We start from the raw sequence: 25643 nt of genomic DNA, 5'->3' as shown, positions 1-25643 counted from the left end.
TGCGGTGCGACCGCTCCTGATCTGGCTGGCGATCCTGACGACGACGGGGACGCTCAACGCGATCTGGACGGGGGATCTGATCCAGACGGCGACGTTCGCCGCGGCGGTCCTCGCCGTCGGAACCCTTGTGCTCTTCCAGGTGCTCGCCAACCCGGACGCACTGCGGCGGGGTGCCCCGGGGGCTCGGGGGGCCGAGACGATCGTCCGCGCGAGCGCCGCCGCAGCGCTCGCCGCGATCGGCCTGAGCACCCTCGTCGTCGGGGTCGTCTTCGGACACTTCCTGATCGACTTCGGCGCCGCTGTGCTGATCGTCGGCCTCACCCGGCTCGTCCTCGAACGCCGCGCCCAGCATGCGGCCGAGCGCGCCGCCGCCCAGCGGCGGGCCGGCGCCGAGGCTTCGCCGCGTGTCGCAGGCCGGGCCGGTGGCGCCCCGACGGGAGAGGTGCCGTGAGCCTCGTCGGTCTCCTTGTTCATGACTGGCAGTTCGCCGCCGTGCCGAGCGCCCTGTGTGCGCTCACGGCGGCGGTCTACCTCGGCGCCGTCCGCCGGACCCCACGACCGTGGCCGGCGGCTCACACGCTCGCCTTTCTCGCCGGGCTCGCCACGATCGTCGTCGCGCTCGATTCGGGGATCGGGGCCCAAGACGGACAGCGCCTGTCCGCGCACATGCTCCAGCACGTCCTCCTCCTCGACCTCGCGCCGCCGCTGCTGCTCGAGGGGATGCCGGGCCGACTGCTTCTCGCGGTCCTCGGGCGCCCGTACCGCCGGCGCGTCGGCCGGGCGCTGATGGTGGTCGGTCACCAGCTCGGGCCGATCCGCTGTCTGGTCATCTACACCGTCGTCCTGCTCGGCACCCACGTGCCGGTGATCTTCGACGCGGCGCTCGTGCACCCGCTTCTCCACGACGCTCAGCACGTCGCCTACCTGCTCGCCGGAACGATCCTCTGGTGGCCGTTGCTGGGATCGCCGAACCCGCGGCGGGTCGGCCCGGTGCCTCGCCTGCTCTACCTGACGGCCGCGATGGTGCCGATGACGCTGTTCGGCGCCTGGCTCAACCGCGACCCGACGCTGCTCTATCCGCTGTATGCGGCGCCCGCCCGGTCACTGGGGATTTCCGCCCTCGCCGACCAGCAGCAGGCCGGCGCGATCATGTGGGTGCTCGGCACCGCCGTGATGGGGCTCCTTGGGCTCGTCACCGTCGTCCGCTCCCTGCTCGCCGCCGAGCGCCGCCAGCAGGCCCGTGAGCGCCACGAGCTCGCTGGGGAGGTGGCGGGATGAGAAGCCGACGCCACCACCGTCGCCGATTCTCCGCCGTCGCTCGGGTGCTCGCGCTCGTTCCGCTCGCCGGGTTGCTGCTGTGCGGGCTCGCGAGCGGTGCGCACGCGGGGGCGCTTCCCCAGGGCGAGTCGCTCTTTGACGCCCACTGTGCCTCCTGCCACGGCTATGACCTGCGCGGGCGACGCGGCGTCGCGCCGTCGCTGATCGGCGTCGGCGCCGGCCCGGTGAAGTTCTACCTGTCGACGGGACGCATGCCGCTCGCCAACCCGCAGGACGAGCCGGTCCGCGAGACGCCGATCTTCGACCCGAGCCAGATCCGGTCGGTTGCCGCGTACGTCCGCGCGATCGGCGGTGGTCCAATCGCGCCGACGGCGGATCCGGCCGCCGGCAGCCTCTCCCTCGGCTTCAAGCTGTTTGACGAGAACTGCGCCGGATGCCACTCGATCGTCGGCCGCGGCGGAATCGCCATCAACGCCCAGGTGCCCGACCTCGGACAGGCGACCGCGGATGAGGTCGCCGAGGCGATCCGGATGGGCCCGTACGTGATGCCGCACTTCAGCACTGCCCAGCTCGATCAGCATGACCTCAACTCGATCGCCCGGTACGTGCTGTGGACCCGCCACCCCGACAACGCCGGCGGTGTGGGGATCTACAACATCGGCCCGATCCCGGAGGGAATCGTCGCATGGTTCGTCGGCCTGTTCGCGCTCGTCATCGTCGCCCGCCTGATCGGGGAGCGGCTCGCGTGATCGCCCGCCTGCTCGCCCGGATCGTCGCGTTCGCCGTCGCGGCCCGGATGGCGATGCGTCGCCGCGACTCCGATCTCGCCGGAGGCGAGGCGCCCGGGGCGAAGGCCGAGGTGTCCGGGGCGGCGTCCGAGGCGTCCGGGGCGGAGGCCGGTTCCGGGCCAGCGGACGCAGAGGACCCTCGCCGCCGTGAGGTTCCCGCCAACCCCCGGGCTGAGACCCTCGTCGCCGGGTTGTTGCTCGCAGCCGCGCTGCTCGCGGTCGCGTTCATCGCCGTCTTCGTGGTCACCGGCCTCGACACGCAACTGCTCGGAGCTGCGCTGGGCGGCAGCCTCGCGCTCATCGCCGCGGCGGCGATCGTCGCCGGCAAGTCCGTCGTCGTGCAGGAGACGGCGATCGAGGAGCGCGGCACGCTGCTCGAACCGGAGGCGCCCGCGCGGATCGTCGATGCGCTCTCTGAAGCCGGCGAGGGCGTCTCGCGGCGGGGGTTGATCACCTGCGCGGCGTGCGTGGCCGGGGCGGCGGTGACGACGGCGGCGGTCGCGCCGATCGCCTCGATCGGTCCGCGGCTCACCGCCATCCACAAGACCCCGTGGCATCGCGGCGTGCGGTTCACCGACATCGACGGTCGCCTCTACCGCGCCGAGGACATCACCGTCGGCTCGCTGTTCACCGCCCTGCCCGAGGGAGCCGACCCCGAGCTGATCGGCTCGCCGCTCATCGTCCTGCGCCTCCCCGAGGCGATGCTGCACCTCCCGTCGAGCCGGCGCGGCTGGGCGCCCCACGGGATCCTCGCCTTCTCGAAGATCTGCCCGCACGCCGCCTGTGCGGTCTCGCTGTATCGCTACCCCGAGTTTCCGTCCGGCGGCAACGACCAGCCGGCCCTCACCTGCCCCTGCCACTACTCGACCTTCCTGCCCGCCGAGGGCGGGAAGCTGCTGTTCGGTCCCGCCGGACGGCCGCTTCCCCAGCTGCCGGTGCTGATCGACCCCAACGGCTACCTGCGCGCGGCGGGGGGCTTTGACGAGGACGTCGGACCCTCCTGGCTCGACGTGCGCCGGCCCTCCCAGACATGAGCGTCCGTGACCTCAACCCGCGGCGCCAGGCCGAGCGGGTGGTCCGCTGGAATGAGGAGCGGATCGGGGCCTATCAGGGGATCCGTGGGGCGATGCGCTACGTCTTCCCCGACCACTGGTCCTTCCTCGTCGGGGAGATCGCCCTCTACTCATTCATCGTGCTGATCATCACCGGGGTCTACCTCGCCCTGTTCTACGTGCCGAGCACGCAGCAGTCGGTCTACCACGGCAGCTACGTGCTCCTCCAGGGCGAGCAGATGTCAGGCGCCTACCGGTCCGTGCTCGACCTCAGCCTCGACGTCCCCGCCGGTCTGCTCGTCCGCCAGACCCACCACTGGGCGGCCGACGTGTTCCTCGCCGCGATCGTCCTGCACATGATGCGCGTGTTCTTCACCGGCGCCTACCGCAAGCCGCGGGATCTCAACTGGTACATCGGCCTGACGATGCTCGGGCTCGCGATCATCGAGGGGTTCCTCGGCTACTCGCTCGTCGACGACCTCCTCTCCGGGATGGGGCTCGCGATCGCGTATTCAACGGCGATGTCGGTGCCGTTCATCGGGGGGCAGTTCGCCAACCTCGTCTGGGACGGCCCGTTCCCCGGGTCCTCGCGGCTGTTCGCACGCTTCGAGATCATCCACGTCTTCATCATCCCGGCGATCCTCACGCTGCTGATCACCGTTCACCTTGCGATGATCGTCCGCCAGCACCACTCCCAGTTTCCGGGTCCGGGGCGGCGGGAGCAGAACGTCGTCGGCACGCCGATGTGGCCCGCCTACGCGCTGCGTTCGCTCGGCCTCCTGTTCGCCGTCGCCGCGGTGCTCGTCCTGCTCGGCGGGTTGATCCAGATCAACCCGATCTGGCAGTGGGGCCCCTACCACACGTACCTGTCCGAGAACGGGGCCCAGCCGGACTGGTACATCGGATGGCTGATCGGCGCGCTACGGCTGATGCCCAACTGGGAGGTGCACATCGGCGGGGCGACGATCATCCCGAGCCCGTTCTGGGGTGGGGTCCTGTTCCCCACCGTCGTCTTCGGTGTCCTCTACGCCTGGCCGTGGCTCGAGCGGCGGATCACCGGCGACCGGGCGATCCACCACCTCGACGAACGCCCGCGGGACCGTCCGATCCGGACCGCGATCGGCACCGGCTTCCTCAGCTGGGTCGTGCTCATCTTCATCATCGGCGCGTCCGACCGGCTGTTCTTCCGGCTCGACATCCCCTACACCTCCCAGATCCGCTTCTGGCGCATCGGCGTGTGGATCGTCCCGCTGCTCATCGGCGGCGTCACCCTGATGGTCTGCCGTCACCTTCAGCGCACCGACACGCACCCGCTCCGGGGCTGGGAGGGGACGATCGTCGAAGCGCCCGAGACGATCGACGGCGCCTGGTCGGGCCAGCATGTGCCCAGCCGGGTCGATGCCGCCACGCCGGGGCGGGGCAGATCGGAAGAGGACCCGCCCCCCGGCCCGGCGGACGAACGCGGCCGGACCCCCTGACCGCTCAGCCGGGGAAGCCCCCGGCTCTCACCCCGCTGCGCTGTGCGCGGAAGGCGGCGATCGTGTCCGCGACCGTTCGCGCGAGCGGGATCTGCGGTGTCCATCCGGTCGCGGCCGTCAGGGCCGCGGCCGAGCCGCGATGGTCGATCACCTCGTGGGCCCGGACCCGGGCGGGGTCGATTTCGTGGTGGACGGCCACGGGGGCGATCAGCTCGCCGACGAGACGGACCAGTTCCCGCGCCGACACCGACACGCCCGAGCAGACGTTGTAGACCCCGGTGGGCGCGGAGTGGACAAGCGCCCGGTAGGCGGCGCAGACGTCACGGACGTCGGTGTAATCGCGGCGGGTGTCCGGGTTGCCGGTGAGGATCGTCAGGGCGTCCGCCCGCTCATCAAGGGCCCGGGCCGCCTGCTCGGCGAGGGAGGCGACAAGGAAGATCGGGCGCTGGCCAGGCCCGACGTGGTTGAACGGCCGGGCTCGGACGACGTCGAGGCCGTGGGCGGCGGCGTAGACGCCCGCGAGCATGTCCGCGGCGGCCTTGGACACCGCGTACGGGTTGACCGGCGCGAGCGGGGCCGCCTCGGTCACCGGCAGATCCGGGGCGCTGCCGTACACCTCACACGTGGACGCCCACAGCACCCGCGCCCGTGGGGTGACGCGGCGGACCGCCTCCAACAGTGCGACCGCCCCCCCGACGTTCGCCGCGAGCGTCTCAGCCGGCTGCTCCCAGGAGCGTCCGACGTGGCTGAGTGCCCCAAGGTGGTAGATCGCCTCCGGGTCGGTGTCGGCGAGCAACGCCGCGACCGCGGCCGCGTCTCTGAGATCGACGGCGCGCCCCTGCCCCGCGGTGACGGTGCCGCTGCGGGAGATGCCGATGACCTCATCCCCGGCCTCAACGCACGTCCGCGCGAGCCAGCCGCCGACGAAGCCGGACGCGCCGGTGATGAGGACGCGCATCAGTCCGGCGAGTCGCCCGGGCGCACGTCCATCGACAGCAACCCGAGCGTGGTGTCCCCGAGCGTCCCGTGCCCGTTGGAGGAGTAGACGGTCTCGATCACCGCGGCGGGCGCCTCCTCGGCGGGGGGGCGCAGGCGCCGCTCGAGCTCGCCGAGGACGGCCCCGAAGAGCACGTGGCGCCACGTCGCCTGGGTGAACGCGCGCCGGTTGCCCGCGAGCGGCTCAAGTCGCTCCCGCGCCGGGTGGAAGCGGTCGATCAGGGTGACGAGCGGCCACAGGAGCGTGTTCTCGGCCACGGCGGCGAGTGGGCCCTTGAGCGTGTCGGGGCCGGGCAGGGAGGGCGCGACGAGCGCGTAGGCGCCGCCGAACAGCGCCCCGTTGAGCAGGTGGATCGCCAGCCCGGGACCGTAGTAGTCCTCCTCCCGGGTGACCGCTCGGCCGAGCATCTCGACGTCGTCGAAGCGACACCCGAAGATGCGCTTGTCGACGGGCTGTTGGACCGCCCAGACGGCGGCGGCGAGAACGCCACTTGCGGCGCCACGAAGGATCCGGGCTTGGCTCAAGGGTCACACTGTAACGGCCCTCACACCAGCGGGTACACACAGGCATGGACGATTTCGACCTCGAGGACCGGGGCCACGCGGCCCTTCATGCCCGCGCCCGGGAGCAGGGCGTCAACCGGCTCGTCTATCGGATCGTCCGGCTCGTGCTCGTCCCGTTCTTCGCGGTGTACTTCCGGCTCGACCGGGTCGGACGCGACCACATTCCGCGGACGGGGGCGGCGATCATCGCCTCCAACCACCGCAGCTTCCTCGACCCGTTCGTGATCGGCGCGTGCGCTCGGCGCCCGCTCTACTTCGTCGCCAAGAAGGAACTGTTCCGGCGCCGGTGGCAGGCGTGGATCCTCAACTCCCTCGGCGCCTTTCCGGTTGACCGCGGCCGCGGGGATGAGGAGACGATCGCGACCGCCAAGGCGATCCTCGCCCGCGGGGAGATCGTCCTCATCTTCCCCGAGGGCACCCGGATCCGGCCGGGGACCCTCGGCAAGCCCAAGCGGGGGGTCGGCCGGCTCGCGCTTGAGACCGGCGTCCCGGTGATCCCGATCGCGGTGACCGGGACCGAGGCGATCCGCCGTGGCTGGCGGATCCGGCCACACAAGGTGCGCGTGCGGGCCGGACGACCGCTGCACTTCCCGACCGTTGCGCACGCCTCACCGCAGCTTGCCGCCGCGGTCACCAACCGGATCTGGCCCTGCGTCGCGCTGCAGTGGGAGTGGCTCGGGGGCCTCGCACCGATCCGCCGCGCCTGCGTGATCGGCGCCGGACGGGCCGGCACCGCGCTCGCGATCGCCCTCGCCGAGGCCGGTTATGACGTGGACCTCGGCTGCCGCACCGCCGAGCAGGCCAAGCGCCTCGCGGACAGTCGCGTCAACGCCGAGCGGTTGGCGGGCGCTGTGCTCCCCGACCGGGTCAACGTCGTCGCCGCCCAGAAGGTCGACCTCTACGGCCACGACCTCATCTGTCTTGCCGTGCCCGCTGCCGCCCTGCCCGCCGTGATGGACGCCCACGGCGACCAGATTCCGCGTAGCGCCGGCGTGCTCGTGCTCTCCACGGGCACCGTACCGCCGCTCGGGACACGCCCGAGCGCCTACGTCGGCGAGCGCTGCCGCGCCCGTGCTCTCGCCGTCGTCGCCCTGGAGGAACCGTGGCCGCAGACCGGGGCGGCCGCGACGGTCGCCGCGAGCGAGAAGGGGTTCGCGCGTCAGATGTCCGACGTCCTCCGCGACCTCGGTCTCAGCGTCAGCGTCGAACGGGACGTGCGGACGCTCGAGGACCGGCTCGCCGGGGAGACGCCGAGCGTCCAAGCGGCGTAGCGGGCGCCGGGGGGCGCCTATTCTCTGAGATGCCGTGGCGACCGAGACAACGACGAGTAAGGCCGAGCTGGATGCGGCCTTCAGCGATCTCTACCGCGCTCACGTCCGTGACGTGTACTCCTACAGCTACTACCGCGTCGGCAACCACCACGACGCCGAGGACCTCACCGAGCAGACCTTCCTGCAGGCCTACCGGCACCTTGACCGCGCGATGCGCGAGTCTGACGGCCGTCCGCTGCGTCCCTGGCTCATCCGGATCGCCCACAACCTCGCGGCCAACTTCTACCGGGACCGGGCGCGCAAGCCGGAGTCGGCGATCGAGGACGCCGGCATGATCGCGGCGACGCACACGACTGAGTCGCTCGTCGAGGGCCGGGAGGAGCTCAAGGCGATCCTCGACGGGGTCCGCCAGCTCCCCGACGATCGCCGGGAGGCGCTGATCATGCGCTTCGCCCTCGGCATGGACAACCGGGAGATCGCCCGCGCGCTCGGTCGTAGCGACGGGGCGACGAAGGTGCTGCTGCACCGGGCGATCCGCCAACTCGAGGGCATCGTGGCAGCCCAGGGGGCGGCCCGATGAACCTCGAGGCGCTGCTGCGAGAGGCGCTCTCACCGGTCGAGCCCTCCGCCCCCGACGACCTCCTCGACGAGCTGCAGGTGCGGCTCGTCGACTGGACCGACGCCGCCTATGAGGAGCTCGAGGGCTGGGAGCTGTCGGCGATGCGTGACCCGCGCCACTGGATCGCCCCGGCCGCCGCCGCGCTCGTCACCGTCACCGCCGGCTCCGCCCTCGTCGCACTCCGTCTGCGCCAGGGTCACGGTGACCGGGTCAGCGAGTCCGCGAGCCTCCGTGAGCTCGCGGAGCGTACCCTCGCCGACGCCGTGCACGAGACCCGCCGGATCCGCCGCTGAAGCCTGCTCAGGCGTTTGGCGCCGCTCGCGGGTGCCGCGGTGTTCGGCGCCCGGCCGCCGGCGTAGCGATCTTCTTCACCGGCGCTGCTAGCTTGGGCCCGCCGTGGCGTTCTGTTACAAGCATCCCAGCCGGGAGACCGGTGTCTCCTGCTCGAGCTGTGGGCGGCCGATCTGTCCGGACTGCATGACGCCGACGAGCGTCGGGATGCGCTGCCCCGAGTGCGCGCGCCAGCGCACGCAGGTGCGGCGGGTAGCGGGCCCGAGCTTCGGAGTGTCGGGGCGCTGGAGTGCGACCAACGTGCTCATCACGATCAACGTCGTCGTGTTCTTCGCGGAGCTGGCGACCGGCGTCACCCTCGGCGGCCGCGACTCCGGCTGGGTCTTCGACCACGGCGCCCTGTTCGGGCTCGCCCTCACCGGACACAACCCGTACCCGGCTCCCTTCAACGGCGACCACCAGTACTGGCGGTTGCTGACCTCCGGCTTCCTCCACGCCGGGCTGCTCCACATCGGCCTGAACATGATCTCGCTGTGGTTCGTCGGCCGCGTGCTCGAGCCGGCCATCGGCCGCGCCAACTACCTGGCGATCTACTTCTCCTCCCTGCTCGCCGGCTCCTTCGGGGCGCTCCTGTTCGAGCCGAACGTACCGACGATCGGCGCGTCGACGGCGATCTTCGGGATCTTCGGCGCGCTGATCGTCGTCGCTTACAAGCGCGGTATCCCGATCTGGCAGAGCGGGCTCGGGCCGATGCTCGCGATCAACCTCATCTTCGACCTCACCATTGCGAACGTCTCCATCGGCGGCCACCTCGGCGGGCTGCTCGCGGGGATCCTCGGCGGCCTCGCCGTCACCGAATGGGGGCAGCACCGCAGCCGGCGCGCCTGGGTGTTCGGCGCCTGCCTGGTGATCGCGATCGTCTCGGTGATCGGCGCGGTCGCCGTCGCCGGCGGGACCGGTCTCACCCCCAACGGCTTCACCCTGTAGGGCTGCCGCTCGCCCGTCGGTACCGGCGGGCGTCGGTCCACCGACCCGGTGCGTCGACCACGGTTCGGGCATGGGCAGCCCGAGCCCCGTCACTCCGGTTCAGGTCAGCTCGCCATACAGCGCGGCGACCGCGGCGTGCATGCGCGCCGGGGCAAAGCGCCGGCGCACGTCCCGGGAGGCGGCGGCGCCGAGGGTGGCCCGACGGCGCGGTTCGTCGATCAGGCCGGCGACGGCGTGGGCGAGGGCGTCGGGGTCGCCGGGCGGCACGAGCCGGCCGGTGACGGCGTCCGTGATGATCTCGGGCAGGCCGCCGTGGGCGGCGGCGACGACGGCCGCACCGGCGGCCGCGGCCTCCACGGCCGCACCCGGGAGCGGGTCCGGCGCGGTCGACGGGACGGCGATCACGTCGGCGGCACCGTAGACGTCGGCGACCGGCTCCACGAAGCCACGGAAGTGCACCCGGTCGCTGACGCCGAGGTCGGCGGCGAGCCGGTGGACGGAGGCGAGCCGCTCCTCGGCGCCGGGCCACGCGTCACCGGCGATGAGCCCGTGCACGCCGCGCTCGGTCAATTCGGCGGTCGCGAGGGCCAGGATCAGCTGATCCTGGCCCTTCCAATCACTGACCCGGCCGACGACAGCGGCGAGCGGCCGGTCCTGGGGGAGGGCGAGCCGGGCCCGGGCGATCCCGCGCTGAGTCCGCCGGGGGGCGACCGCGAGCCCGTCATGGATGACCGTCACCCGCTCACTGCCCCCAAAGGGCACCGAAGCGGCCACCGACACGCACGGCAGTGCCGCGGCGGAGGCGAGCAGGCGTCGGTAGTACGGCCACAACCGGTCCCAACGCGCGTAGATCTCGCGGATGTGCCAGACGTGGGGAACCCCGGTGAGGGCCGCCGCGGCGGCGCCGCCGAGCAGCACCGAGGTGTTGGAGTGCACGAGCGCGACCCGCCGGGAGCGGATGAGCCGCGCAAGGGCCGCGGCGTCGGCCGCGGCGCGAACGCTGAGCCGGGCGAGCCCGGTCGGGGTCGTGGCGCCGCGGCGCACGACGGCGAGCGGCATCACGATCACCTCGACTCCCGCGCGGGTGAGGTCGCCGACCAGCGGTCCCGTCGCGTCGGGCAGGACGACGATGGGGCGGTAGTGGTCGCGATCGAGTCCCGCGAGGATGAGTGCGAGTTGGCGGTCGGCGCCGTAGCGGCCGGTGGAGGAGTGGAGGTAGAGGACGGTGGTGGGTCCGACCGCGGCCCCGCGGGGCCGCGGGCCACGGCCGCGGGTCGGGTCAGCCACGGCCGGGCCCGGCGTCGGGCCAGTGCACCACAAGAGCGCGGGCATCCGGATCGGCGGGAGCCTCGATCCGGTCCGGGTGGAGGATGTGGGCGAGCAGTTCGAGGCCGTCGACGAGACGCGGCCCGGGACGGGAGAAGTAGGCGTCGGCGTCGACGGCGACGATCTGACCGACACCGAGCGCGCTGAGCTCGTTCCGGTGCATCTCCGCCTCTCGGTGGGCGATCTCCGCGCTGTAGCCACACGGCATCACGATCACCCGGTCCGGGGTGATCGCGCCGATGTGTGCCCAGGTCGTCTCCTCTGAGGCCTCCCCCGCGAACCCGAGGACGTCCTCACCGCCGGCGAGCTCGATCAGCTGGGGCACCCAGTGCCCGGCGCCGTAGGGCGGGTCGAGCCATTCGAGGGCGACGACCCGCGGCCGCTCGGCCCCTCGGACGGCCAGACGCACCCGGTCGATCCGGGCGGAGATCTCGCGGATCAGGTCGACCGCCTCGTCCCGGGTGTCGGTCGCCTGCGCGAGGGTGCGCAGGTCGGCGAGCACCTCCCCGAACGTGTGGGGATCGAGCGCGATCACGAGTGGCTGGGAGTCGATCTCCTCCGCGAGGGCCCGCACGTCCTCGACGCTCACCGCACAGACGCTGCAGAGCGACTGGGTGACGATGAGGTCCGGCTGGAGGTCGTGCAGCGCCTCGGTGTCGAGCGTCGAGGTCGGCGCCCCCGTTCGCGCCCCCGCTTTGACGGCGGCGTCGATCTCGGCGCTGGTCAGCCCCGCCGCGAGCGCCGGACGGGTCACACGGGGCAGTTCCCGGGCCTCGGCCGGGTGGTCACACTCGTGGGTGACGCCGACGACGTCATCATTGAGTCCAAGAGCGAACAGCATCTCGGTGGCTGAGGGAACCAGGCTGACGATCCGCATGGAGGGAACACCATATGACAGACACGCGCCTCACCGACGAGCAGATCGCCAGTGGTCTCACCGGGACCGCCTGGCACCGAGAGGGGGAGACGATCGTCCGTGACCTCCAACGGGAGAACTTCCTGGCCGTCATCGCCGCGGTCAACCAGGTCGCCGAGCTCGCCGAGGCGGCCAACCACCATCCCGACCTGCTTGTGCACGGCTGGAACCGACTGAGGATCACTCTCAGCACCCATTCGGCGGGCGGGCTGACCGCCGCGGACCTCGCCCTCGCCGAGCGGATCGACGGGGTCCTCGGCGGCGGCTGAGCTGGGCGCCGGCCGCGGCCCGGGCGGTGGGCGTTGCGGGCACGGGGGGGCGGGCTGATACCTTAGCCTCGCAGTCGCATTCACATGGACGACGACCCATCGCGAAGTAACGGGCGCCCGTGAAGGCGCTCCTCATAATCCTCACGGGGGTACTGGTCCTCGTCAACGCGTTCTTCGTGATCGCGGAATACGCCATGGTCCGGTCGCGCCGGGCGCGACTGGAGGCGCTCGCAGAGGAGGGCTCGCGCGGCGCGCGGACCGCCCTCGGCCAGCTCGATCACCTCGGCGACTACATCTCCGCGTGTCAGGTGGGGATCACGATGGTGTCGATCGGGATCGGCGCGCTCGGGGAGCCGGCGATCGCCCACGCGCTCGAGCTCGCCTTCGGCGCCCCCGTCCCCGGAGCGGTGGTCGTCGTCGCGGTGATCGTCGCCTATCTGCTGATCACCTTCGTCCAAAGCACGCTCGGAGAGATCGTCCCCAAGCTCTACACGATCCAGCACGCGGAGGGGATGGTCGTCTGGATCGCGCCGGTGATGGCCGCCTTCATCTGGAGCTTCAAGCCGTTCATCGTCACCCTGAACGTCTCCTCTGAGTGGATGCTGCGCCGCCTCGGCACCGACCCGCGGGCCGAGCCGGAGGCGGGCACCCCCGAGGAACTGCGGCGGATCATCGCCCAGTCACAGACCGGCGGGCAGCTCGACGCCGGCGCGGCCCAGATGCTCTCTGGCGTCTTTGACCTGCACGAGCAGGAGGCGCGCCAGGTGATGACCCCGATCCCCGCCGTCGTCACCGTCGACGTCGCCGCGACCGTCGCCGAGGCGCTCGAGACGTGCATCTCAACCGGCCACTCACGGCTCGTGGTGACCGAGAACGGGGACGAGGACCAGGTCCGGGGGATCGTGCACGTCAACCAGCTCGTCAAGGTGCTGCTCGAGCGCGGCTCGGCGGCCTCCTTCGCCGAACGGGTTCGGCAGGCGCCGATCGTCCCCGAGACCAAGCCGCTCGACGACCTTCTCGCCGATCTCCAGCGCGAGCGGACCGAGCTGGCGATCGTCGTCGACGAGTACGGCCGCACCGCCGGGATCGTCACGACTGAGGACATCATCGAGGAGATCGTCGGGGAGGTCTTTGATGAGACCGATCCGGCCGGCGGGGCGGTGCGACGGCTCGCGAACGGCGACTGGTTCGTGCGTGGTCACGTCCCCGTCGCCGACCTCGAGGACTACGGGCTCGCGCTTCCGGCGGACACCGACGCGTACAACTCGGTCGGCGGGTTCGTCTTCGCCGAGCTCGGCCGCCTCCCCAAGCGGGGCGATCAGATCGACGCCAACGGCCTCAACGTGCGGGTTGAGGCGGTCCGCCAGAACCGGGTCGAGGCGGTGCGGATCCGTCAGGTTCTTCCCGATCCAGCCGGCAGCGACTCCGCGGTCTGAGCGGCTGCGGCGTTCGGAGGGGCATTCGGGATGCCGTTCGCACACAGATCGGGTCAGGTTGCGTGAGATGCGTCTCAGTTGTTAGTATGGCGAGAAAGCGCCGGCGAACGTCGCAGGTCTCCTGCGATTCAGCCCAAGTAGTTCCCGGTGGTTGAGAGGAGAGATGAAGCCGGCCTTCGGGCCGGCTTCACGACGTTAAGGGCCGGCGGGCTCGGTCCGGGCGGCAACCGGCGCGCTTAAACGGAAACCGGCCTGCTGGGGACAGGCCGGTTTCGTGCTTCTGGGGGAGGAGGTGCTGCTTTGAGGTACGTCGCACTCAGGAGAATGCGCCTCCCGCCTCAACCTTTGCTAAAGGTTTGTTAGGGATCAGCCAAAGGGAGGAGGAATCCGTGACGGCCCGTCTCAGTGGCGTGTGCGGATCCTCCCCCGCGTCTGGATCAGGAGTAGTCGTAGAAGCCCCTCCCGGCCTTCTTGCCGAGGGCTCCCTCCGCGATCAGCGCCGCCATCGGCGCGGGGGTCTCGAGCGAGAGTGAATCCCCGATCGCCTTGGACACGTCGAGGCCGACGTAGTCGAGGAGGGCGAGCGGTCCCATCGGGACTCCCGCCCCGAGCTTCATCGCCTCGTCGATGGCGGCCGCCTCCAGCCCCGACTCGGCCATGAAGTTGGCGGCGTCGAACAGGTACGGGAAGAGCAGTCGGTTGACGACGAACCCCGGGGTGTCAGGGGTGATGACCGCGACCTTGGCGAGCTGCTCACAGAGGGCGAGTGTCCGCGCACGTGTCTCCTCGCTCGTCGCCGGGGCGAACACGACCTCCACGAGCTTCATCACGGGGACCGGGTTGAACACGTGCAGTCCGACGAACCGCTCGGGGTGGCCGCTCGCCTCGGCCAGTTCGCTCACCGACAGGGAGGAGGTGGTGGTCGACAGGATCGCCGTCTCGTTCTGGTGCATGGTCAGTTCGGCGAGGTCGGCAAGCAGTGCGGCCTTGGAGGCGTGATCCTCGACGATCGCCTCGACGAGGAAGCTGCAGGCGTCGAGGTCCGCCAGTTCCGTCGTGACGGTGATCCGGCCCGGGTCGGCCCCCTCGTGGCGGCTCGCTCCCTTGGCGATCGCCGCGCGGACACGCTCCTGTGACTCCTCCGAGCGGGCCCAGAGGACGACATCCGTGCCTGCGGAGGCGACGACCGCCAATCCGGAGGCGATCGTCCCGCTGCCGGCGATTCCCAGCGTCTCAGTCAATGTGGCTCCCAACCTGTGGTCAGACGACAAACGGCGGCTGACCCCAGCCACCGTGGCGGCGGAGAATAGAGAAAACCCCCCGGACAGGGGTCCGCGCGGTGATCGGCTCAGCTGTCGTGGCCTCAGATCGCGGCGAACTCCGCCCCAGGGATGACGACGTCAGGCCGAGCCCAGGCAGGGGCGCATCGAGGTCGTGGGCCGGGGCGCCGGCTCAGCTCTGCTCGGCGAGCCAGGCGGCGGTCGCCGCGAGTCCGTCGCGGAGCGGGATCCGGGCCTGCCAGCCCAGCCGGGTGCGGGCCTTCTCCACCGACGGCCAACGGCGGACCACGTCCACCGTGAAGCTGGGCAGATGCTCGAAGCTGAGCTCGGCGGGGTCGCGCCCGCACACCTCCCAGATGAGGGCGCAGATCTCCGCGACGGTGCGCTCCTCGGAGGCGGAGATGTTGAAGTCCTCGTTGAGGCCGGCTGGAGAGCGCATCGCGGCGACGATCCCGTCGGCGATGTCGTCGACGTGGGTGAGCGTACGCGTCTGGGCGCCCGAGCCGAAGATCGGCAGCGGGGAGGCGCCGGCCTGAACCTTGGCGATGATGTCCGGGACCATATGGGCGATCCCCGGCTCGTCACGGTCGGGGAGCTCTCCCGGGCCGTAGGCATTGAAGGGGCGGCAGATCGTGAAGGGCAGCCCGTGCTGGTCGTGGGCGGCCCGCGTGTACACCTCGCCCGACAGTTTGGAGAACCCGTACGCCGAGGTCGGGGTTGGGCAGCGCGGCAGCGACGCCTCCGTCGTCGGGAACTCGGTCGCGTTCTCGAACACCATGCTCGAGGAGACGTAGACGAAACGCTGCACACCTTCGTCGATGCTCGCGTGCGCGACCGTGCCCGTCACCTGGTTGTTGAGTTCGGTGAGCGTGAAGGGGAGCTTGTGAAAGTTGGCGATACCGCCGACGATCGCGGCGAGGTGGATGACGTGGGTGCAGCCCTTGGTCGCCCGCCGGACGACGGCAAGATCCCGCAGGTCTCCGGCGAACACCTCACAGGAGCGGGCCATCCACTCAGCCGGGGCTCGGCTGTCGGCGACGCGGACCGTCACCTCCGGCTCGCGCAGCAGCCGCCGGACGACCGCGCTGCCGATCGTTCCCGCCCCGCCGGTCACGAGCACACGGGTCAGCGGCCGCGTCCGCACGGGCGCGCCCGTGCCCGGTGCCTCCCGGTCCATCATGACGCGCTGAGCACGCTCGCCTCGGCGGCGTAGGCGAACACCTGTCCGGTGCCGCTCGCGTTCCAGGGATCGACGACGAGGCAGTCCCGGCGGGCGCCGGAGACGATCGCCCGCACGATCTGGGGCCCGGAGAAGGCGTGATGGTTGGTGGCGATGATCACCACGTCCGCGTCCTCGAGCGCTTCCTGGAGCGGCTGGGTCGGCGACGGGGCGTGCGGATCGGAGATCGCGACGTCCGCGAGCTCGCGCTCGAGCAGCCGGATCAGCTTGAAGGAGAGCGAGTCCCGTTCATCGTCGGTGTCGGCTTTGAAGGTGAGACCGAGGACGGCGATCTTGAGATCGGCGATCGATCCGAGCCGGCGCTTGATCCCCTCGACGAGAAACAGTGGCACCGACTCGTTGACCCGGGAGACGGCCATCAGCATTCCGGGGGCGTTGGAGCGTTCCTCCGAGAAGGCGAAGTCCTTGCGCAGGCACGTGCCGGCGGTGAGCCCGGGGAGGGCCATGCCTCCGCGAGGATAGTCGCGGTTGATCAGCTCGATCACCTCGAACACGTTCGCGTCGTAGCGCTCGCAGTCCATCATCAGCAGGTTCGGGAGCGCGAACGTCGCGTAGCGGAGGATGTTCGTCCAGATCTTCGCGAGCTCGGCCTGGACCGGGCTCGTGCGGACGATCGGGGCGCCGAGGGCGGAGAACACCTCTGCCGCCCGGTCTCCGGACGCCTCACCGACCCCGCCGATGATGCAGGGCAGCGTCCCGATCTCGGCGAGGAACTTGCCGGCCGCGATTCGCTCCGGGGCGTGGGCGACGAACACGTCGGCACCGACCTCGAGGTTGCGGCGTTTGGCGATGTAGCCGGCGACGTACTCGGTCGTGCCCGGAGCGATCGTTGAGCGCAGGTGGATGCCGTGTCCGGGCACGAGCAGCGGCAACAGGTCGTCGACGACCGCGCGCACCTGGCTGAGGTCCGACTCGATGTGGGAGAGCGACGGCGTACCGATGGTGAGGATGATGTCCCGGGCCCGGGCGGCCTCGGCCGCCCGGTCGGCGAGCTCGAAGCGCCCCTCCGCCCAGACCCGGTCGAGCAGCTCCTGGGTTCCGGACTCGGTGAACGGCATCCGGCCGGCCCGGAGCGCCTCGGTGATCGCCGGATCCTTGTCAATCCCCAGCGTCCGCACCCCGCGGGCGGCGAAGCTGAGGGCGAGCGGAAGGCCGACGCGGCCGAGGCCGATCACCGCGACCTGCGGCGGCCCGGGTGCGGCGGCGGGGAGCGGTGGGTCGGGTGGGGCGGGGCTCATTTGGCTGGGACGACCTCGAGGATCGAGTCGATCTGGGCCTGGACGGACGCCGAGACGGCGCCGAGGTTGCCGATCAACCAGGCATGGTTATAGACGGCCGCGGTCGGTCCCTCACTGCTGTAGCCGGGCGTCGCGAAGTCGAGCAGGTAGTTGAGCACCGGGCTCGGCAGGGTGCGCGCGTTGCTGAGCAGCAGTTGGGGACCGAAGCTGCCGCTCGCCGACAGCGCCGCCGCCGCGGCGGCGCTGAGCGGGTTGTGCGCGTTGAGGAACACGTAACCGTGGCCCGGGCTGCGGATCGCCCAGCCGAAGCTGCGCGGGACGTGTGCGCAGGGCTGTCCGTAGACACAGGCGGGATCGCGATACTCGGCGAAGGCGACCGACTCGGCCGGCGCGGTCGCCCCGCTGATCCGTCGCACCGTGCCGTAGTGGGCGAGCGTGCTGAGGACCGCATCCGGGATCGCGCTCGCCGGGCCGAGCACGTAGATGTGCGGGTGGCGGTGTCGGCGCAGTGCCGCGGCGGTGACCGCCGGGACGCCGGCGGCGTTGACGTAGAGGAGCGGTTCGCCTGATTCGGCGGCCCACCCGGCCGCCGGCATCGCGTCTGCCGGTGTCTGGGCGGAGGCGACGACGACGTCGATCGACTCGCGCCCGCGGCGGGCCGCCTCGTAGGCGTCGATGTTCGCTGCGATCGCATACGGGCTCCCGCCGCTGATTCTCACTGAGCGCAGGTGCGGGGGAGCGGGGACGTCACCGACCAAGACGGCCTGGGTCCCGCCGAGCGAGGGGGCGCCGGCGGGGGCGAGCAGGCCGAGCGCGTTGGCGGTCGCGACCGGCAGTCCGCTCGCGGGGGAGAGCAGCATCGGCGCACGGAAGGGCGCCCCCATCAGGGACGCGGCCGCAAGCGCGGCCTGCCAGTCATCGGTGGGGGCGAGCGTCACCGCCTGGGGGTGGGTCCCCGGCGCGGTTGAGGGATCGACCGCGAGCGCGACTGCGGCCGCATCGGAGACGGCGTCAGCGCCGGGGACCCGGGTCGTGTTCTTGGTCGCCAGGTCAGGAAAGCCGAGCTGGGCGGCCGTCTGGCGACCGACGTCGCCGCCGCCGGCGGCGACGCTGTGACCGACGGTGGCGACGGTGGTCGCCGTCGCTGAGCTCCTGCGGTGGGCACCGTGTCCGAGCAGGTCCGTGGAGCCGCATCCGCCGAGCGCCACGGCGAGCAGGAGCGCCGCGGCGGAGGCCGTGGCGCGAGCGCGGGGACGTCTCATCGGCGCAGACCTTACCGGCGGGGGCGGAGACCGCCGTCACGGCCGCGCTCGATCTCGTCGCGTTCGGCGAGCCGGTTGGCTCGGCGCAGCTCGGCCTCCCGGTTGCGCCGGATCTCCGCCTCGGTCTGGGGGATGAGGGCGGGGACCTCATGCGGGGTGCCGCGCTCGTCGACACAGACCATCGTCAGGTACGCGGATGTCGTGTGCCGCAGCTCCCCGCTCCGCGGGTTCTCGGCCTCGACCCGGACGCCCACCTCCATCGACGTGTGCCAGGCGGCGTTGACCTTCGCCTTGAAGGTGACGAGCTCGCCGACGGCAACCGGGGTCATGAAGGTGAGCCGGTCCACGCCGACGGTGACGATGCGCTGGGAGCAGTGCCGGATCGCCGCGAGGCCAGCCGCCTCATCACACAGCTTCATGATCACCCCGCCGTGGACGTTGAGCGCATTGTTGGCGTCGAGGATGCCCATCCAGTGGGCAAGGACGGTCTCCGATTCGACAGGGTGCTTGGGCGCCATGCAGGCGCGGTACGCTACCTGAAGACTCCCCGTCTGCTCCCACACGCCTAGGAGGATGCGATGCCGGGCCTCACCGGTCGCACATCGACCGTCATCAAAGCCAAGATCTCCAAGCTCCTCGATCGCGCCGAGGATCCTGCCGAGACGCTCGAGTACACCTACCAGAAGCAGCTCGAGCAGCTGCAGAACGTCAAGAAGGGGATTGCCGACGTCGTCACGGCCAAGAAGCGGTTGCAGCTGCAGGAGGAGAAGATCCAGCAGCAGGTCGTCAAGCTCGACACGCAGGCCCGCCAGGCCCTCGCCGCCGGGCAGGAGGAGCTCGCCCGGACCGCCCTCGAGCGCAAGAACGGCGTTCAGTCCGAGCTGCAGTCCCTCGATCAGCAGATCGCCGAACTCCAGGGCCAGCAGGATCAGATGACCGCTGCGGAGCAGAAGCTGCGGACCCAGATCGAGCAGTTCCGTTCCAAGAAGGAGATCATCAAGGCCCAGTACTCGGCCGCTGAGGCACAGGTGAAGATCGGTGAGGCGGCGACGGGGGTCGGGGACTCGATGGCGGACGTCGGCCTGGCGATGCAGCGCGCGATCGACAAGACCGAGCAGATGAAGGCGCGCGCCTCCGCGGTCCAGGAACTCGAGGCGGCCGGGACCTTCCAGGACTTCACCCAGCTTGGCTCGGGAGAGGATGACATCGACCGTCAGCTGCGCGAGCTGTCGAGCTCGAGCGAGGTCGACGCCGAGCTCGCCCGGATGAAGGCCGAGCTCGGCCCGGGGACCGCGTCCGCTGCACCGGAGCTGGCGGCCGGTGAGCCGGCGGACGCCGAGACGGTTGCCGGGGAGGATCCGGCCGCCGGCCCCGCTACTGGGGCGTAGTGCCTGTCAGTCCGCCGATTCCCTGCTGAGGCGCTGAGTCGGCGGGCAGGGAGCCGCCTGATGTTGATCCGGTGGACGCGGGGGCGCTCGTCGAGCCCGCGCCAGACCCCGCCGTCGTACGCGCCGGCGGGGTCCGTCTGGCGGGAGTACCCGTTGACGCTGCTGCCGGCGCGCTGGCGCCCGGGACGCCCGATCCGGTTCCCGCCGTCGCCGACGGCGTGCTCGCTGACCCAGCAGGGGTGCTCGCCGACGTCGCCACCGGGGGGCTGCTCACCGCCGTGCCGGCCCGGGCGGGGTGGTGGTCGACTCGATGGTGAGCGGCCGGATGGCGGGCACCGTGGTGGTGGGCGGTGGGCGTCGCCGTGGTTGCGGTCGTCGTCGCGAGGGCGAAGCTGCTCGGGCTCTGGGTCTGGACCGGCGTGAGCGCCGGACGGGCGGGGTGGATGCTCGGGGGGCGGGACCCGGTGGTGAGGGCGATGGCGGCGACGGCGGCCCCGACGAGCACGGTGGCGGCGGCGAACGTCGCCCGGGGCACGGCGCCGATTCCCGACCCGCCTGCCGGCGGTGTCAGCGCCGCGGTGAAGGCGGCGTCGGCGGCGGCAGCGTCGGCGGCGAGCCGGCGACAGGCCTCACACCCCGCGAGGTGGTCGTCGAGGGCGGCGCTCTCCCGCGGCTGGATGTTCTCGTTCGCTCGGGTGGCCAGCAGCGCGGCGGACTCCCGGCAGGTGCAGTGCGACGCCGCTCCGATCGACGCCCACACCGCCTGGCGGCGGTCCTCGGGGGCGCTGCGGTCCGGGACCGTCACCGCAGCCATCAGCCGGGTCAGGGCGAGCAGCGTCTCGTTGGCGAGCTCACTCTGGGGGGCCGTCCCGAGATCGCTGCGTTGGGCGGCGATCCGGGTGAAGGCGAAGATCGCGTCCTCGGCCGCCGGGCCGGCGAGCTCGGGGCCGAGCAGCCGCTCGGTGTAGGCGGTGACGGCGTCGCGTTGCCGGGGAGAGATCAGGTCGGCCGGGTCTGCGCTGGGCGCACCGGCTTCCGGTTCGCTGCTCATGGCCCCCAAGAGTACGCAGCTACATTTCGCGGCGATGCAGGATCTCTCGGCACAGGTGGCCGCTACCGGCTGGTACCACACCCTCGAGCTTGCGCCCGGGCTCGTCACCGACGGAATGTTCGACCTCCGTCCGTGGGTCGGGCGCTACGGGTTGCCGGACCGCCTCGACGGCCTGCGGGTGCTCGACGTCGGCAGCTGGGACGGGTTCTGGGCCTTTGAGGCCGAGCGCCGCGGGGCGGCGGAGGTCGTCGCCCTCGACCTGGATGATGAACGGGAGCTCGATTGGCCGCCGAGGCGCCGGCCGGCCGAGGACGCGTTCCCGCCCGGGCCACGGGGGGCTGGCTTTGCGCTTGCGCACGCGGCGCTCGGCTCGCGGGTCGCCCGGGTCGTCTGCAACCTCTATGACGCCGACCCGGCGGATCTCGGGACCTTCGACCTCGTGTTCTGCGGCATGGTGCTCATCCATCTGCGCGATCAGCTGCTCGCGCTCGAGCGCATCGCCCGGTTGTGCCGCGGGACGTTCATCAGCGCCGAGGAGCCCTCCCGGCTGCTTGATCGGCTCCCGTTCCCGGCGAGCCGCTACCTCGCCGACCGGGACGCGGCCGTCGTCTACTGGATGCCCAACCGTCGTGGCTGGCGGGCGATGCTGAGAAGCGCCGGCTTTGATCGAGTCCGCGAACACGCGACGTTCACCGTGCCCTCTCGGCGCGGGTTCGCGGTCCGCCACGTCGTCCATCACGCGAGTGGGAGCGTCCTCGCCGGTCAGCCGGTGCCGCGTCCGCGCCGGGTCACCGAGACCCGTCCGGTCCCCGTCCTCGGTGATCGAGGTGATCGAGGATCGCCGCCGTCGCCTCCGCCGGACTGACCTGGCTCGTGTCGATCCGTACGTCCGGGGTGACGGGCGGCTCATAGGGCGAGTCGATCCCGGTGAACTGGCGCAGCTCGCCGCGCCGGGCGCGGGCGTACAGGCCCTTGGGGTCGCGGGCCTCGGCGATCGCGAGCGGCGCGTGGACGTGCACCTCGACGAACGCCTCCGCTCCGATGATCGCCCGGGCGCGCGCCCGCTCGTCTCGGAACGGTGAGATCAGCGCGACGAGGACGGTGAGGCCAGCGTCACGCATCAGCCGGGCCGTCTCAGCGACCCGGCGGATGTTCTCCCGGCGGTCCCCGTCCGAGAAGCCGAGATCGGCACACAGCCCGGTGCGGATCCGGTCGCCGTCGAGGATGACCGTCGGCTCCCCGCGGGCCTCGAGCGCCCGCCCGAGGGACGCCGACAGCGTCGATTTGCCGGCGCCGGACAGGCCGGTGAACCAGACGACCGGCCGATCCGGTCCGCCCAGGGGCCCCGTGGGCCACCGTCCGCTCACCGGTGCGCCTCCAGGCGGGCGCGGGGGGAGAGCAGCCCCTCGAGATGCATGCGGGTCTGACGGCGCAGCTGCCAGGCGGCGAGCCCACCCGTCGGGGGGTGTGATCGGCCCCGCAGTGTGGCGCTCGTCGCACGGACGCCCGCCCCGATGGCGTTGAGCAGCGCCGTGCTGCGCATCGCTGCGCTGCCGCGTCGACGCAGCAGCCACGCATAGGCGCTGCGTTGGGCCTGCAGGTCGCGGTCGGCGCCGTAGAGCTGAGCGATCGCGGCGCCGTGGCGGTGGCGGACGAGCGCGGCCGGCACGTAGCGCGTGTACGCCCCCGTCTGGGCGAGGCGCCAGGCGAGATCGATGTCCTCGGCGTAGAGGAACTGATGGGGGTCAAAGCCGCCGACGGCGTCAAAGGCGCTGCGGCGGAACAGGACGAAGGCTCCGTGGGCCCAGTCGACACGGCGGGAACGGGACGGATCCCAGTGCCCGTCCAGGGTGAGCCGGTCCGCGAGCCGGGGGGAGAGCGTGGTGAGGCCGGCGTTGAAGGCGAGCGCGGCCCACACCCCGGGGAAGGGGTGGATCGAATGCTGAGTGCTGCCATCCGGCAGCAGCAGGCGCGGCGCGAGTGCCCCAGCCCGCGGGTCGTGCCGGCCGGCGTCGATCAACGCCCTCAGCGCGCCGGGGGTGAGGGCGGTGTCGGCGTTCGCGGCGGCGAGCCACTCGGGGCGGCCCCGGCGGCGGGTCCGGGTGGCGACCGCGTTGACGGCCGCCCCGAACCCGACGTTGTCGGGAGCGGCGATCAGCCGCACCCACGGATAGTCGGCGGCGACGAGCTCGGCCGAGCCGTCTGTGGAGGCGTTGTCGTGCACCCATACCTCCGCGACGCCGGCGGCGGCGTCGGGGGCGAGCGAGTCGAGGCAGTCGCGGAGGAGCTCCCGGGTGTTCCAGGAGACGACGGCGACAGTGACCTGCATCCCACTAGTATCCCGGCCCGCCGTGCCGATGGATGAGACCCAACGCCTGCTGATCGTCGGCGCCGGCCCGTGTGGCCTCGCCTGCGCCCGCGAACTGGACCGCCTCGGGCACCGCAACTGGCGACTGCTCGAGGCCGCCGGCGAGGTCGGCGGCCTCGCTCGCTCGATCCGTGATCCGGCCGGCTTCACCTGGGATCTCGGTGGACACGTCGTCTTCAGCCACTACCGGGCCTTCGACGCGCTGCTGGAGGAGGTGATGGGCGAGGACGTCCTCCGCCACGAACGCTCCTCCTATGTGCGCTCCGGCGACGTGTGGGTTCCCTACCCGTTCCAGAACAACCTGCGTCACCTCCCCGAGCCGGTCCTGCGCGAATGCCTCGACGGCCTCGCGAACGCCCCCGGCGGCGATCTCGACGGCGACTTCGCGAGCTGGCTGACGGCCACCTTCGGCCCGGGCATCACCCGCCACTTCCAGGCCCCCTACAACACGAAGGTCTGGGCGACCGAGCCGGCGCGGATGCAGTCCCGCTGGATCGGTGAACGGGTTGCGGTGATCGACTATGCCCGTGCTGCGGCCGCGGTCCGCGCGGGCGAGGACGACCTCGGATGGGGACCCAACCACACCTTCACCTTCCCCCGCCAGGGGGGGACCGGGGAGATCTACCGACGGATGGCCGCCCCGCTCGCTGACCGGATCCTCCTCAATGCGGAGGTCGTCGGGATCGATCCGTCGGCGCGGGCACTGGGGCTGGGAGACGGGGCCCGCCTGTCCTATGACGCGCTTGTCTCCACAGCCCCCCTCAACCGGCTCGTCGCCAGCATCGCGGGTGTGCCGCCGGAGATCGCCGACGCCGCTGCCGGGCTCGTGCACAACACCGTCTACATGGTTGGCGTCGGGTACCGCCGGCCGCTGTGGGATGACCGGTCCTGGCTGTACTTCCCCGACCCTGACGTGCCCTTCTACCGCGTCACCAACTTCGCCAAATACGCGGCCGCCAACGTGCCCGGTGGGGCGACGGACCGTTACAGCTCCTACATGACCGAGACGGCGAGCTCGACTGCCCGGCCGGTCAGCCGGCGCGGGCTGGAGGAGCGGGTCCTCGCCGGGCTCGTCCGGGTCGGCCTCGCCGAACCGGACACCGCGGTCGCCTCCGTCCACGTTGAGGAGATCCCCTACGCCTATCCGGTTCCGACCCTGGGCCGGGATGCCGCGCTGAACCGGATCCAGCCGTGGCTGGAAGCCCAGGGCATCCTCTCCCGCGGCCGTTTCGGCACGTGGCGCTATGAGATCGGGAACATGGACCACGCCGTGCAGATGGGGATCGAAGCGGCTCGCCGTCTCATCCGGGGGGAACCTGAGACCGTGCTGTCCGGACCAGCTCCGCTACCGCAGCCTGGTTGAACGCGGCCGCCGAGTGTGTCTCGGCGGTCTCGCGGCCGCCGCGGACGAGCCTCTCGCGCAACGCCGGGTCCGCTGCGAGCGCGGTGACCGCAGCCGCCAGCCCGTCCGCGTCGCCGGGCCGGTGAGAGAGACAGTTGACGCCCGTCCGGAGAAACTCCCCGGAGCCGCCGCGCCGAGTGGCGATGACCGGCCGGCCGACCGCCATCGCCTCGAGCGGGACGAGCCCCCACGGCTCCTCCCAGAGCACCGGGAACAGCACCGCGTCCGCTGCGGCGTAGGCGGCCACCGTCTCGGCGCGGGAACAGGCGGGCCGGAAGTGCACCCGGTCGGTCACCCCGAGTCCGTCGGCCCGGGACTCCAGCGTCGCGCGGTAGACGGGATCGGCGCTGCCGATCACGGTCAGCGTCGTCTCCGCCGGGAGGCGGGCGAGCGCATCGATCGCGGTCCCCACCCCCTTCTGCTCGACGACCCGCCCGAGGTAAAGCAGGCGTCCGGACCAGGGCCCGGCCGGTTTTGCACCGGCGCTCAGGTAGCGCTGCTCGACCCCGGGCCGGAGCACGACGCCGGAGCGGTCGTCGGTGGCCGCGGGGAGTCCGGCGTGGGCGGCCATCCACTCCGAACCGAACACCCAGCGACCCCGGAGATCGAGCTCGGTGCACAGCCCCGTGGCGCGCTCGGTGAGTGCTGCGGCGGCCGCGCGGACGCGGTCGGCGGGACCGCCTCGCGGTCGCCACGGGGCGAGCCACTGGTCGTGGACGGGTCCGTAGATGGGCCAGGGATCGAGCAGGAAGAACACGGCCGGGAGCCGCGCCCGTCGCACTCGGGTGATCAGCGTGAGGGACATGCCGCCCATCGGCCAGAAGGCGACGACGTCCGGCGCGAAGGCCTGAAGGTGCGCGGCGAGCACCGCCGCGTTGTGGCGCTCGATCGCCACCCGTTCGGCCAGGCGGTGTCGGGGCCAGCGATGGTCGTGCCAGTACCAGCGCAGCTCCCGGTGGACGGAGCCGCCCGGGGGATCGACCTCGACGACGGCCGGGTTGGCGTAGTCGCTGACGAGGACCCGTCCGGTGTGACCGGCCGCAGCGAGCGCATCGCTCACTCCCTGCCAGATCACCTCATAGCCGCCGAGCAGGTGGGGGGGATAGACGCTGCCGATCGCGAGGACACGCACGCCTCCTATCC

Annotated in this window: 27 protein-coding genes; 14 read left to right on the top strand and 13 right to left on the bottom strand. The window is 71.8% G+C overall.

Annotated elements, in window-relative coordinates:
- The first annotated feature begins 4 nt into the window (after positions 1-4).
- Genes M3M55_RS14235 through M3M55_RS14215 form a run of 5 tightly spaced genes read left to right on the top strand, consistent with a single transcriptional unit; the run spans position 5 to position 4596 of the window.
- On the top strand, positions 5-451 hold the full coding sequence (locus tag M3M55_RS14235; protein ID WP_249010162.1) for a hypothetical protein: 447 nt from the start codon (positions 5-7) through the stop codon (positions 449-451).
- On the top strand, positions 448-1278 hold the full coding sequence (locus M3M55_RS14230) for a cytochrome c oxidase assembly protein (RefSeq protein WP_249010161.1): 831 nt from the start codon (positions 448-450) through the stop codon (positions 1276-1278). Before M3M55_RS14235 ends, M3M55_RS14230 begins: the two co-directional genes overlap by 4 nt.
- On the top strand, positions 1275-2027 hold the full coding sequence (locus tag M3M55_RS14225; protein ID WP_249010160.1) for a c-type cytochrome: 753 nt from the start codon (positions 1275-1277) through the stop codon (positions 2025-2027). The genes M3M55_RS14230 and M3M55_RS14225 overlap by 4 nt, the downstream gene beginning before the upstream one ends.
- Entirely contained in the window at positions 2024-3100 is a 1077-nt protein-coding gene (locus M3M55_RS14220) for a Rieske (2Fe-2S) protein (protein ID WP_249010159.1), read from the top strand. Before M3M55_RS14225 ends, M3M55_RS14220 begins: the two co-directional genes overlap by 4 nt.
- On the top strand, positions 3097-4596 hold the full coding sequence (locus M3M55_RS14215; protein ID WP_249010158.1) for a cytochrome bc complex cytochrome b subunit: 1500 nt from the start codon (positions 3097-3099) through the stop codon (positions 4594-4596). Before M3M55_RS14220 ends, M3M55_RS14215 begins: the two co-directional genes overlap by 4 nt.
- Before the next feature lie 4 nt (positions 4597-4600).
- On the opposite strand, the gene M3M55_RS14210 is transcribed toward M3M55_RS14215, so the two are convergent.
- The gene (locus tag M3M55_RS14210; RefSeq protein WP_249010157.1) at positions 4601-5554 is read right to left on the bottom strand and encodes a GDP-mannose 4,6-dehydratase; all 954 of its coding nucleotides are present in this window, start codon (positions 5552-5554) and stop codon (positions 4601-4603) included.
- The gene (locus M3M55_RS14205) at positions 5554-6117 is read right to left on the bottom strand and encodes a hypothetical protein (protein ID WP_249010156.1); all 564 of its coding nucleotides are present in this window, start codon (positions 6115-6117) and stop codon (positions 5554-5556) included. The genes M3M55_RS14210 and M3M55_RS14205 overlap by 1 nt, the downstream gene beginning before the upstream one ends.
- A 44-nt stretch (positions 6118-6161) precedes the next feature.
- On the opposite strand from M3M55_RS14205, the gene M3M55_RS14200 reads away from it, so the two are divergent.
- From M3M55_RS14200 to M3M55_RS14185, 4 genes are all read left to right on the top strand, one after another.
- A complete protein-coding gene (locus M3M55_RS14200) occupies positions 6162-7427 on the top strand; it encodes a 1-acyl-sn-glycerol-3-phosphate acyltransferase (RefSeq protein ID WP_249010155.1) in 1266 nt (421 codons plus the stop codon).
- Positions 7428-7461: 34 nt separating this feature from the next.
- Positions 7462-8007: an RNA polymerase sigma factor gene (locus M3M55_RS14195; RefSeq protein ID WP_249010154.1), complete on the top strand. Its 546-nt coding sequence runs from the start codon at positions 7462-7464 to the stop codon at positions 8005-8007.
- The gene (locus M3M55_RS14190; RefSeq protein ID WP_249010153.1) at positions 8004-8339 is read left to right on the top strand and encodes a hypothetical protein; all 336 of its coding nucleotides are present in this window, start codon (positions 8004-8006) and stop codon (positions 8337-8339) included. The genes M3M55_RS14195 and M3M55_RS14190 overlap by 4 nt, the downstream gene beginning before the upstream one ends.
- A 103-nt stretch (positions 8340-8442) precedes the next feature.
- On the top strand, positions 8443-9324 hold the full coding sequence (locus M3M55_RS14185) for a rhomboid family intramembrane serine protease (protein ID WP_249010152.1): 882 nt from the start codon (positions 8443-8445) through the stop codon (positions 9322-9324).
- Positions 9325-9423: 99 nt separating this feature from the next.
- Here the strand turns inward: M3M55_RS14185 and M3M55_RS14180 are convergent, their stop codons facing one another.
- Together M3M55_RS14180 and M3M55_RS14175 are read right to left on the bottom strand one after the other, a co-directional pair.
- Positions 9424-10611 (bottom strand): glycosyltransferase family 4 protein, encoded by a 1188-nt coding sequence (locus tag M3M55_RS14180; protein WP_249010151.1) that lies wholly within the window; start codon positions 10609-10611, stop codon positions 9424-9426.
- Positions 10604-11527 (bottom strand): cobalamin-binding protein, encoded by a 924-nt coding sequence (locus tag M3M55_RS14175; RefSeq protein ID WP_249010150.1) that lies wholly within the window; start codon positions 11525-11527, stop codon positions 10604-10606. The genes M3M55_RS14180 and M3M55_RS14175 overlap by 8 nt, the downstream gene beginning before the upstream one ends.
- Before the next feature lie 14 nt (positions 11528-11541).
- Here M3M55_RS14175 and M3M55_RS14170 point away from each other — a divergent pair, with 14 nt between their 5' ends.
- Together M3M55_RS14170 and M3M55_RS14165 are read left to right on the top strand one after the other, a co-directional pair.
- Complete coding sequence (locus M3M55_RS14170) at positions 11542-11835, top strand: 4a-hydroxytetrahydrobiopterin dehydratase (protein ID WP_249010149.1); 294 nt, start codon at positions 11542-11544, stop codon at positions 11833-11835.
- Positions 11836-11954: 119 nt separating this feature from the next.
- On the top strand, positions 11955-13271 hold the full coding sequence (locus M3M55_RS14165) for a hemolysin family protein (RefSeq protein ID WP_249010148.1): 1317 nt from the start codon (positions 11955-11957) through the stop codon (positions 13269-13271).
- 437 nt (positions 13272-13708) lie between these two features.
- Here the strand turns inward: M3M55_RS14165 and M3M55_RS14160 are convergent, their stop codons facing one another.
- The 5 genes from M3M55_RS14160 to M3M55_RS14140 form a co-directional block, all read right to left on the bottom strand.
- Positions 13709-14512, bottom strand: coding sequence for a 3-hydroxyacyl-CoA dehydrogenase family protein (locus tag M3M55_RS14160; RefSeq protein WP_249010147.1), 804 nt, complete (start codon positions 14510-14512; stop codon positions 13709-13711).
- A 211-nt stretch (positions 14513-14723) separates the two neighbouring features.
- Positions 14724-15695 (bottom strand): NAD(P)-dependent oxidoreductase, encoded by a 972-nt coding sequence (locus M3M55_RS14155; RefSeq protein WP_249010146.1) that lies wholly within the window; start codon positions 15693-15695, stop codon positions 14724-14726.
- A gap of 32 nt (positions 15696-15727) precedes the next feature.
- A complete protein-coding gene (locus tag M3M55_RS14150) occupies positions 15728-17029 on the bottom strand; it encodes a nucleotide sugar dehydrogenase (RefSeq protein WP_249010145.1) in 1302 nt (433 codons plus the stop codon).
- A complete protein-coding gene (locus M3M55_RS14145; protein ID WP_249010144.1) occupies positions 17026-18291 on the bottom strand; it encodes a cell wall-binding repeat-containing protein in 1266 nt (421 codons plus the stop codon). The genes M3M55_RS14150 and M3M55_RS14145 overlap by 4 nt, the downstream gene beginning before the upstream one ends.
- A gap of 11 nt (positions 18292-18302) precedes the next feature.
- On the bottom strand, positions 18303-18809 hold the full coding sequence (locus M3M55_RS14140) for an acyl-CoA thioesterase (RefSeq protein ID WP_249010143.1): 507 nt from the start codon (positions 18807-18809) through the stop codon (positions 18303-18305).
- A gap of 60 nt (positions 18810-18869) precedes the next feature.
- On the opposite strand from M3M55_RS14140, the gene M3M55_RS14135 reads away from it, so the two are divergent.
- Positions 18870-19679 (top strand): PspA/IM30 family protein, encoded by an 810-nt coding sequence (locus tag M3M55_RS14135; protein ID WP_249010142.1) that lies wholly within the window; start codon positions 18870-18872, stop codon positions 19677-19679.
- Here the strand turns inward: M3M55_RS14135 and M3M55_RS14130 are convergent.
- The gene (locus M3M55_RS14130) at positions 19666-20730 is read right to left on the bottom strand and encodes a zf-HC2 domain-containing protein (RefSeq protein ID WP_249010141.1); all 1065 of its coding nucleotides are present in this window, start codon (positions 20728-20730) and stop codon (positions 19666-19668) included. The genes M3M55_RS14135 and M3M55_RS14130 overlap by 14 nt on opposite strands.
- A gap of 34 nt (positions 20731-20764) precedes the next feature.
- On the opposite strand from M3M55_RS14130, the gene M3M55_RS14125 reads away from it, so the two are divergent.
- Complete coding sequence (locus tag M3M55_RS14125; protein WP_249010140.1) at positions 20765-21595, top strand: bifunctional 2-polyprenyl-6-hydroxyphenol methylase/3-demethylubiquinol 3-O-methyltransferase UbiG; 831 nt, start codon at positions 20765-20767, stop codon at positions 21593-21595.
- Here the strand turns inward: M3M55_RS14125 and cysC are convergent.
- Positions 21519-22097 (bottom strand): adenylyl-sulfate kinase, encoded by a 579-nt coding sequence (cysC, locus tag M3M55_RS14120; RefSeq protein ID WP_249010139.1) that lies wholly within the window; start codon positions 22095-22097, stop codon positions 21519-21521. The two genes, M3M55_RS14125 and cysC, sit on opposite strands and share 77 nt — an antisense overlap.
- Complete coding sequence (locus M3M55_RS14115) at positions 22094-23059, bottom strand: glycosyltransferase family 2 protein (protein ID WP_249010138.1); 966 nt, start codon at positions 23057-23059, stop codon at positions 22094-22096. The genes cysC and M3M55_RS14115 overlap by 4 nt, the downstream gene beginning before the upstream one ends.
- Before the next feature lie 28 nt (positions 23060-23087).
- Here M3M55_RS14115 and M3M55_RS14110 point away from each other — a divergent pair, with 28 nt between their 5' ends.
- A complete protein-coding gene (locus M3M55_RS14110; RefSeq protein WP_249010137.1) occupies positions 23088-24461 on the top strand; it encodes an NAD(P)/FAD-dependent oxidoreductase in 1374 nt (457 codons plus the stop codon).
- Here the strand turns inward: M3M55_RS14110 and M3M55_RS14105 are convergent.
- Positions 24400-25632: a glycosyltransferase family 4 protein gene (locus M3M55_RS14105; protein WP_249010136.1), complete on the bottom strand. Its 1233-nt coding sequence runs from the start codon at positions 25630-25632 to the stop codon at positions 24400-24402. The two genes, M3M55_RS14110 and M3M55_RS14105, sit on opposite strands and share 62 nt — an antisense overlap.
- Between the last annotated feature and the right edge of the window lie 11 nt (positions 25633-25643).

Origin of the sequence: Conexibacter sp. DBS9H8 (genome assembly GCF_023330685.1) — a bacterium.
GTDB lineage: Bacteria > Actinomycetota > Thermoleophilia > Solirubrobacterales > Solirubrobacteraceae > Palsa-465.
This window is presented reverse-complemented; position numbering and strand designations above follow the sequence as displayed.